A 757-nucleotide genomic window follows, 5' to 3' on the forward strand; every position below is an offset into this window, starting at 1 on the left:
CTGCGAACCATCGCCGCGGACGTCGAGCAAACCATAAGGCGCTGTAGGCTCGTCGATATCGGCCAGCATGCCGGCAAAGAATGCTTCATGTTCCTGCTGGCTCACGCCCAGGCGCGCCTGCGCCACAAAATTACGGAACGGCAGCGCCGGCGGCAATTGCGCCTCCCGGCCCTGCTGGATCAGGTGGATTTCCTCGACCAGGATTTCCAATGTCGTATGGTCGATCGCCAGATGGTGCGTCAGCAGTTGCAACAGCCAGCGGCCGTTGGCGCGGTCCTCGCACAAGAAGGCACGCAGCAGCGGCGCCTGGCGCACGTCGATACGGTAGTGGTGCGGGTCGTAGCGGCCGCTCAGCTGCGCGGCGATCTCGCCGTCGGCCGGCACCAAGCCGACCTCCTCGATCAGCATGCGCGCCGAACGCAATACCACCTGCACCGGCTCGGCCAGGCCATCCCACAGCACCGCAGTGCGCAAGATGTCGTGGCGGTCGATCGCTACTTGCAACGCCGCCAGGAAGCCGTCCAGGCGTGCTCGCGTATCGAACTCGATCAAGGTCGGCATGATGTAGGCATCGCCCTCGCTTTGCATCATGTGATGGAACAGTATCCCTTCCTGCAGCGGCGCCAACGGATAGATGTCCTGGATATTGGCGGCGCCGCCGGGCACCGCCGCGACGATGCCGTCGATCTGCTGCTGGCTCAGTTGCACCAGCGGCAGCATGTCCGGCGTGATCGCCGCGCAGCCGTCGGCGATGCCG

Annotated in this window: 1 protein-coding gene; it reads right to left on the minus strand. The window is 65.0% G+C overall.

What is annotated here, in order from left to right; genetic code table 11:
- A partial coding sequence (locus tag RUGAMON1_RS32625) for a condensation domain-containing protein (RefSeq protein WP_445234421.1) occupies positions 1-757 on the minus strand: 757 nt, incomplete at both ends.

It is taken from the genome of Duganella rhizosphaerae (assembly GCF_040364205.1).
GTDB classification, from domain to species: Bacteria; Pseudomonadota; Gammaproteobacteria; order Burkholderiales; family Burkholderiaceae_D; genus Rugamonas; species Rugamonas rhizosphaerae.